Annotated in this window: 9 protein-coding genes; 5 read left to right on the top strand and 4 right to left on the bottom strand. The window is 57.7% G+C overall.

Annotated elements, in window-relative coordinates; genetic code table 11:
- Positions 1-196 precede the first annotated feature (196 nt).
- Positions 197-985, bottom strand: coding sequence for a DUF4394 domain-containing protein (locus ACCD05_RS22815; RefSeq protein ID WP_313760836.1), 789 nt, complete (start codon positions 983-985; stop codon positions 197-199).
- Positions 986-1,187: 202 nt separating this feature from the next.
- Between ACCD05_RS22815 and ACCD05_RS22810 the strand changes: the two genes are divergently transcribed.
- The 5 genes from ACCD05_RS22810 (at position 1,188) to ACCD05_RS22790 (ending at position 3,982) form a co-directional block, all read left to right on the top strand.
- Positions 1,188-1,733, top strand: coding sequence for a sigma-70 family RNA polymerase sigma factor (locus ACCD05_RS22810; protein ID WP_112989840.1), 546 nt, complete (start codon positions 1,188-1,190; stop codon positions 1,731-1,733).
- Positions 1,730-2,434 (top strand): anti-sigma factor domain-containing protein, encoded by a 705-nt coding sequence (locus ACCD05_RS22805; protein WP_112989836.1) that lies wholly within the window; start codon positions 1,730-1,732, stop codon positions 2,432-2,434. Before ACCD05_RS22810 ends, ACCD05_RS22805 begins: the two co-directional genes overlap by 4 nt.
- Positions 2,435-2,864: 430 nt before the next feature.
- Positions 2,865-3,056, top strand: coding sequence for a LysE family transporter (locus ACCD05_RS22800; RefSeq protein WP_313760835.1), 192 nt, complete (start codon positions 2,865-2,867; stop codon positions 3,054-3,056).
- Positions 3,057-3,090: 34 nt separating this feature from the next.
- Entirely contained in the window at positions 3,091-3,408 is a 318-nt protein-coding gene (locus ACCD05_RS22795) for a LysE family translocator (protein WP_313760834.1), read from the top strand.
- Between the two features lie 328 nt (positions 3,409-3,736).
- Positions 3,737-3,982 carry a helix-turn-helix domain-containing protein gene (locus tag ACCD05_RS22790; RefSeq protein ID WP_112989834.1) on the top strand — a complete coding sequence of 82 codons (246 nt, stop codon included), beginning with the start codon at positions 3,737-3,739 and terminating at the stop codon, positions 3,980-3,982.
- A gap of 307 nt (positions 3,983-4,289) precedes the next feature.
- Here ACCD05_RS22790 and ACCD05_RS22785 read toward each other — a convergent pair whose 3' ends face one another.
- From ACCD05_RS22785 to ACCD05_RS22775, 3 genes are read right to left on the bottom strand one after another with little or no spacing between them, the layout of a single operon-like run.
- Positions 4,290-4,685, bottom strand: a complete 396-nt coding sequence (locus tag ACCD05_RS22785) for a response regulator (protein ID WP_413395513.1) — start codon at positions 4,683-4,685, stop codon at positions 4,290-4,292.
- Complete coding sequence (locus ACCD05_RS22780) at positions 4,660-5,004, bottom strand: hypothetical protein (protein ID WP_313760833.1); 345 nt, start codon at positions 5,002-5,004, stop codon at positions 4,660-4,662. Before ACCD05_RS22780 ends, ACCD05_RS22785 begins: the two co-directional genes overlap by 26 nt.
- A complete protein-coding gene (locus ACCD05_RS22775) occupies positions 5,001-6,092 on the bottom strand; it encodes an IS5 family transposase (protein ID WP_313760832.1) in 1,092 nt (363 codons plus the stop codon). Before ACCD05_RS22775 ends, ACCD05_RS22780 begins: the two co-directional genes overlap by 4 nt.
- Positions 6,093-6,107: the final 15 nt, after the last annotated feature.

Below are 6,107 nucleotides of genomic sequence, written 5' to 3'. Positions count from 1 at the left end.
ACTGAAGGTGATGATCCGCAAGGCGAGCCAACTCGGCTATGATGTCAGAAAGCTTGAGTTTCCCGCGCAGTCTGGGCGCTGAGTGGCCGAAAGTCGCTTCAGCAAGCCTTGCGCCGATGCACTTTCAGAAAGTCCCGCCGGAGCGCGGAGGACAGTCGATTGCCTGCCCTCCGCGCCTTGAGAGACGAGGTGACCATCAGCTCGCGGGGAGAATGGCGATATCCCGCAGCTCCGTGTCCAGCCCCTCGATGGCGCCGACTTCAGTCGCCGCGCCAGTTTCCAGGTTCACGGTGTAGAGGATCTTGCTCGCAGCCAGATAGGCCGTGTTCTTGCCGTCTTCCGTCCCCTGGATATCGAAGGCATAAGTTGCGGGACCGTCCTTGATGCCGAGCTTTCCAATCGCCTTCAACGTGCCGTCGTTTGGCTTGGTCTGCTGGATCAGTGCGCCGATCGTCGCGTCGATATTGTGCATCGCCGTCTTCTCCGGCTTGCCGAAGGAATTGGTGTAGGCAGCAGCGACGATGTTCGGCGTTTCACCCTTGTGCATGTCGCCATCTTCATAGGCCAGGACGCCGTCCACCGTCACCGCACCCGTGTCGGGATGAACCCGATGGTTGGTCGTTCCGGTCATGAAGCGCAGACGGTCGGCCATCGGATTGAAGTCTACGACCACAGGCGCTTCGGTAAGAGAGAGCATCCTGTCCATCTTGGCGACCTCGCTTGCAGCTCCAGTCTCAAGATTGATCGAGACGATGCGATGGTCAGCCGTGACGCCGATGACGGTCTTGGTGCCTGGGCGGAAATCGATACCGATGAGCTTGTCGACGCCGGTGACCTCCATCGTCTTGGAGATCGCTGGCTTTGCCGTGTCGAACATGACGAGCGTTTTGTCGCCAGTCAGACCGAGCACCGGCGCGGCGAATGCGGCGCTGGCGGTCATCGCGAATACGGAGGAGGTGATCAGTGCGGCACGAATGATGGACATGTCTTTCTCCCGTTTGGTTGCTTTACGGGGCGGCTCGATGCTTGTTCGAAACGCTCCCATCATCACGACACGGCAGCAGGCCCATTTGGATGCAGCACGCCAAAAAAACTTTCTCGGCACGCATCCATTCCAGCTCATCGTGGGTATAGGCATTCAGTGGCGACCGTGGTCACCACCGAGATGGGGGACCTTGTGTATGTTGATGGGCTTCAAGCCGGATGATCTTGGGGGTGCGCTCGCCGCATGCGCCAAGGGCGATCGCAACGCGTTGCGTAGCATCTACGATCAGGAGGCGGGCCGACTTGTCGCCGTTGCCGAACGCATCGTGCGCCGGCGCGACCTTGCCGAGGAGGTCGTCCAGGAATCCTTCATCCGCATCTGGACCCATGCCCACCAATACAAGCAGGATTGTGGTTCGGCCCGCAGCTGGATTTACGCGATCGTCCGCAACCGGGCCCTCAATCTGCTGCGCGATGGCAAACGCGAGATTACAGTCGAAGACGTCGGCGTGCTCCGCGAGGGAGAAGACGCCAACGAACTGATCGCCGCCTGGCAGTCTCTGGACCGCAGTTCGCGTTTATATGAGTGCCTCGGCGCGCTCGACGAAACAAAACGGCGCGGCATTCTGATGGCCTATGTCAACGGCTACACGCACGGAGAAATCGCCGGACGGCTGCGGATGCCGCTGGGCACGGTCAAGTCCTGGATAAGACGCGGATTGACCGCACTCCGGGAGTGCATGGCATGAGATACGAGCACGCGGACATTCCTTGGATCGCCGACGAATACGTGTTGGGCCTGCTTGACCCGCGAGAGACGGCCGAGATCGAGGAAGCGATGGACAACGATGCAGATCTTCGAAAAGCCGTGGCAGCCAGCCGCGATCGTCTTCTCCCGCTCGACATGGCGCTCGAACCCGTCGACATCGATCAAACGCTCTGGCAGCGCATCGAAACCGCCCTACCCGATCATCAGCATACAGCAACGCCGCAGGAAAGACGGTCATCGAACGTCAACCGCGTAGGCATATGGCGAAACACGGCTGTCGGCGCGCTCGCCGCAACTATCCTGCTTGCCGTTGGACTGGCGTTCAGTTTGATACGAACGGCGGAGCCGATTGTCGTCGCAGTCCTTCTCAGCGAGACCGGCGAAGTCCAGGCGATCGTCGAGGATTTCGGCAACGAGAATGCAACGGTCCGCCTGCTGGCCGATTTCGATGTGCCAGACGACAAGACCATCCAGGTCTGGACTTTGCCGTCGCGGGACATTGGGCCTGTATCTCTCGGACTGCTGAAAGGTGTGCACTCGGCCCGTCTTGCAGGTCCCGAACTCCCGACGCCTCTTGTCGATCAGCTCTACGAACTGACGCTTGAACAGGCCGGCGGATCGCCAACGGGGCGCCCGACAGGTCCGATCCTGGCAAAGGGCTTGGCAAGGTTGCCTCGATAGGAAGCAGTGAGATTCGGGATGGCGTGGAAACCCGCAGGCGTCTATCCGCTATCCGAGGCGGTTCATATCGATAACGACCCACCGAAAAAATGCAAAAGCGCTCGCAGCGAAGTACATCAACCGGGGAGATATCGTCGAGCATCATGCTCATTCTCCTATCGATAATCCGATGCGCTGATGATTGAGCATAAGGTATTTCCGAGGCGTTAATTGCGGCGCAGGCTTAATCACAGAATGAACCGACCGTAAATTCTGCGAACTCGTTTCTCGCTTCTATCGCGAACAGTCTGGCCTAGCCCGCGAATACGTGACCATGTAACGATGATGGCTGTTCTTTCCAAATCCAATTCAGCCCGATGCGATTCTGCCGCTGACGACCGAGGACCTAATATTTTTTCTTTCAGTTGCGGCTATTTGGGCCATCGCGTCAATGACTCCCGGACCAAATACTCTTTTGTGCATTCGATACTGCCTGACGTCGACACGTAAGGTCGCCATCACCGCGGCTTGCGGCACGGTCACCGGGACATTCATGTGGGGTCTAGCTGGATGGTTAGGTATCAACGTGTTGTTTCAGACTGCTCCGTTCGCCTACCTGGCTCGGACTGAAACTCTTCCTTGACCTAAGGAAAGCACGCGGCTCAAACGCGGTCGTCTTGTCGAGGCGCGTTGAGATCCCGTTGGGAAGGGCATATCGAATGGGCCTCGCCACCAACCTTGCCAACCCAAAAACCGCGCTCTTTGTTGCGTCACTTTTCGCCGCGACAATGCCTGTAGGAACACCGTTCCTTTACGGCGTAGCCGCAATTGCCGAGATGATGTTAATTTCAAGCTTTTACTACGCCTGCCTGATCGGCCTTATGACCCACCCAGCGGTAGCTGCTGGGTATCTAAGGGCAAAACGCAAGATCGATGTGGGCGTTGCGAATGTATTTATCGGTTTCGGGACAAAGCTTCTGCTTTCGCGTCATTAGGATCTGAATTGGGTCTGTTAGCTAAGAAAAGGGCGTCTCGCTGATGCATTCACCCTTCCTCTAAAACACATCTAGGTTCGCAGTGCGACCGCGGTACGGGCAAGACGAACATGGCCACCGCAATGGGCGGTGTGGAGCAACATTTCGAGCCCGTATCAATGGTTCGCATATCGGACCATTCCGGCTAGGCGGAGAGATCGCCCAATCGCCGCCCAGCCCTTCGCCGCACATCGTCCGAGCAACGAAATACTTCGTCTCGTGGTGATCTGCCCAACTCCCCGTTGCGTCTAAAGTCCATCGCATCCAACACGGAGTTGAGTGTATCCCAATGGACCAGGAAGCCTCGGATGTAAACGAGAAGCTCGGTAAGCGGCTGCGGTCGGCTAGAAAAGCTCAAGGGTTGAGCCAGACACACGTTGCAAAATTCCTAGGGGTCAGCTTCCAGCAGGTCGGAAAATACGAAAGCGGGCAGAACACCATGTCTGTTCCAGTGTTCCTCAGGGTGTGCAAGGCCTTAAATCTCCGCCCGTCATTCGTTCTTGAACAAGTTGCCGGAGTCCAACACAACCGTTAGGAGAACGGCCGCCCAGACGTAAATTCTTCCGACACTGAAATAGCGGTCAAGGGAACGACATCAAGAGCTCGGTTTCGAGTCCACAGCGCCTACGCCGCGCGGAACCTTCGTAGCTCCGGCGACTGCCGACGGCGTCGTACGGCACCATGGCCGGCGCGCACCAAATGTTGGTTAGAACCAGAAAAGCGCAAACTCGAATATTTATAAGCTGTGGCGTGGGTGGATATGGTTGGGGACGAACATTTGGCCCGCCCACAGTGACGGGGGCCGACTACCAGATGGCAAGCGGATCTTGCGAGTCCTCGTGCTATGCCGACATCTGTCGGATCGTCGCGATGACATCTTTCTCCCGGTATGGCTTTGAGAAGAAGACACTATCGAGCGGGAGAGTATGTTTTGGTGGTACCTTGTGCCCGGAGGTGATGATAATGTGGATGGGCGGCCAGCGATCCGTAATCAGGTCAGCCAACCGCATGCCATCCATTCCCCGTGGCATGTCGATGTCAGTAAAGACGATACAGACATCAGGCCGGTTTTCCAGAATTTCGACGGCTTGTATCGCGTCAGCGGCCTCCAGCGCTTCGAAGCCGGCTGCCTCAATCATGTCGATCGCCGCCATTCGCAAAAGCGGTTCGTCTTCGACAACAAGTAGGCAAGGACATGATGACTCCCTCGCTCTAGCAGGCTGTTGAAGAAGTCTCAGGTTTGGCCTTCAGGATAGCTTCGTCGCCATTGTGGTAAGCGAACATTATCTCGATCGAGCCATCGTCGAGCAACTCGGCATGACCGTCACCCGAAACCTCGTCCATTTCGTCGCATCCGGCCCATGTGAAGGAGACCCGAGACGCGCTGTAGCCGAGATCGAGTCCCGCTTGCATCGCGCCGAAGGCGATTTCGCCATGCCCATTGGCCGCGATGGTGATCATGGCGGGCTCGACCAGATCGAGATAATCCCGATCCCATAGATCAGCCTCAACGATCCGCCAGCGGCCAATCAGGCGGCAGCTTGATGCCCCGCTCATGACGACACCGCCATCAGTTTCGGTAACCGCACCAGATCATAGGCGGCCGCGGCGAAGGTGAAGGCCCATCCGACGCGGTCGCGGCCACGGAACTTCGTCTTGTCCTGCCCCGCGACAGTCTTGATCCAGCCGAACGCCTCCTCGATGCGCTTGCGGATACGCAAGCTGACCTTATAGCCGCAATGGCGCGTCGTGCGTCCATCAATCGCCGAACGGCGACCGTTGATGTTCTGCGCCACATGGGGTGTCACCTTCATCGACCGTAATTCTTTGACGAAGTCTTTTGTGTCATAGGCCTTGTCGGCACCCAGCGTGATTGCTTGTGGCCGCTCAGCGAAGGGTTCGATCATGGTAAGCGCCGCGACCCGTTCGGCATATCCGCTGGCCTCGCTCAGGCAGGCGTCGACCAGTAGGCCATGACGGTTCTCCATCAGCCCATGGCCCATGAAGCACAGCTTGGCTTCCTTGCCTTTGCCTTTCTTATAAAGCCTTGCATCCGGGTCGGTCGTTGAAGCATGCGTCTCGTTGCAACGCCTTTCTCCGTGGAAGTCTGCTTCCGCATTCCGACCGCCGCTATCCGACGGTGGTTCGCCCGAGCCGCCCTTCGGCCTGAAGCTCTTCATCGACGCCCAGGCTTCGATCAGTGTGCCATCGACCGAGAAGTGATCCGTTGACAGCAGCCGCTTTACCTTGGGCTGAGAAAGGATCGCGCCGAGGAACTTCGCCGCGATGTCGCCATCAAGCAACCTGTCGCGGTTCTTCGAAAACACCGAATGGTCCCAAGCCGGGTCGTCAATGCCGATGTCAACGAACCAACGGAAAAGAAGGTCGTATTCCAGCCGCTCCATCAAAAGCCGCTCAGAGCGGATGGAATAGAAGGCTTGCAAAAGCATGGCGCGTAAAAGCTTCTCAGGCGCGATCGATGGTCGCCCGATGGGCGAATAGAGTGCTGTAAACTCCCGCTCCAGCAAGACGAGTGCATCGTTCACGATCTGGCGGATCGCTCTCAGCGGATGATCACGACGAACGCGAGCCTCAAGATCGACATAGCTGAAGAGTTCACCTGTCCTCACATCGCCGCCGCGCATCCATCAACTCCAATC

The sequence above is a fragment of the Rhizobium sp. Rhizsp42 genome (genome assembly GCF_047304155.1).
In the GTDB taxonomy this organism is placed as follows: domain Bacteria; phylum Pseudomonadota; class Alphaproteobacteria; order Rhizobiales; family Rhizobiaceae; genus Rhizobium.
The sequence above is the reverse complement of the archived record's forward strand: the minus strand, read 5'-3'. Positions and strand labels throughout refer to the sequence as shown.

Coding starts and splice junctions, on each gene's coding strand:
- ACCD05_RS22815 (WP_313760836.1), bottom strand. CDS start 985: ATGTCCATCATTCGTGCCGCACTGATCACCTCCTCCGTATTCGCGATG.
- ACCD05_RS22810 (WP_112989840.1), top strand. CDS start 1,188: ATGGGCTTCAAGCCGGATGATCTTGGGGGTGCGCTCGCCGCATGCGCC.
- ACCD05_RS22805 (WP_112989836.1), top strand. CDS start 1,730: ATGAGATACGAGCACGCGGACATTCCTTGGATCGCCGACGAATACGTG.
- ACCD05_RS22800 (WP_313760835.1), top strand. CDS start 2,865: ATGACTCCCGGACCAAATACTCTTTTGTGCATTCGATACTGCCTGACG.
- ACCD05_RS22790 (WP_112989834.1), top strand. CDS start 3,737: ATGGACCAGGAAGCCTCGGATGTAAACGAGAAGCTCGGTAAGCGGCTG.
- ACCD05_RS22780 (WP_313760833.1), bottom strand. CDS start 5,004: ATGAGCGGGGCATCAAGCTGCCGCCTGATTGGCCGCTGGCGGATCGTT.
- ACCD05_RS22775 (WP_313760832.1), bottom strand. CDS start 6,092: ATGCGCGGCGGCGATGTGAGGACAGGTGAACTCTTCAGCTATGTCGAT.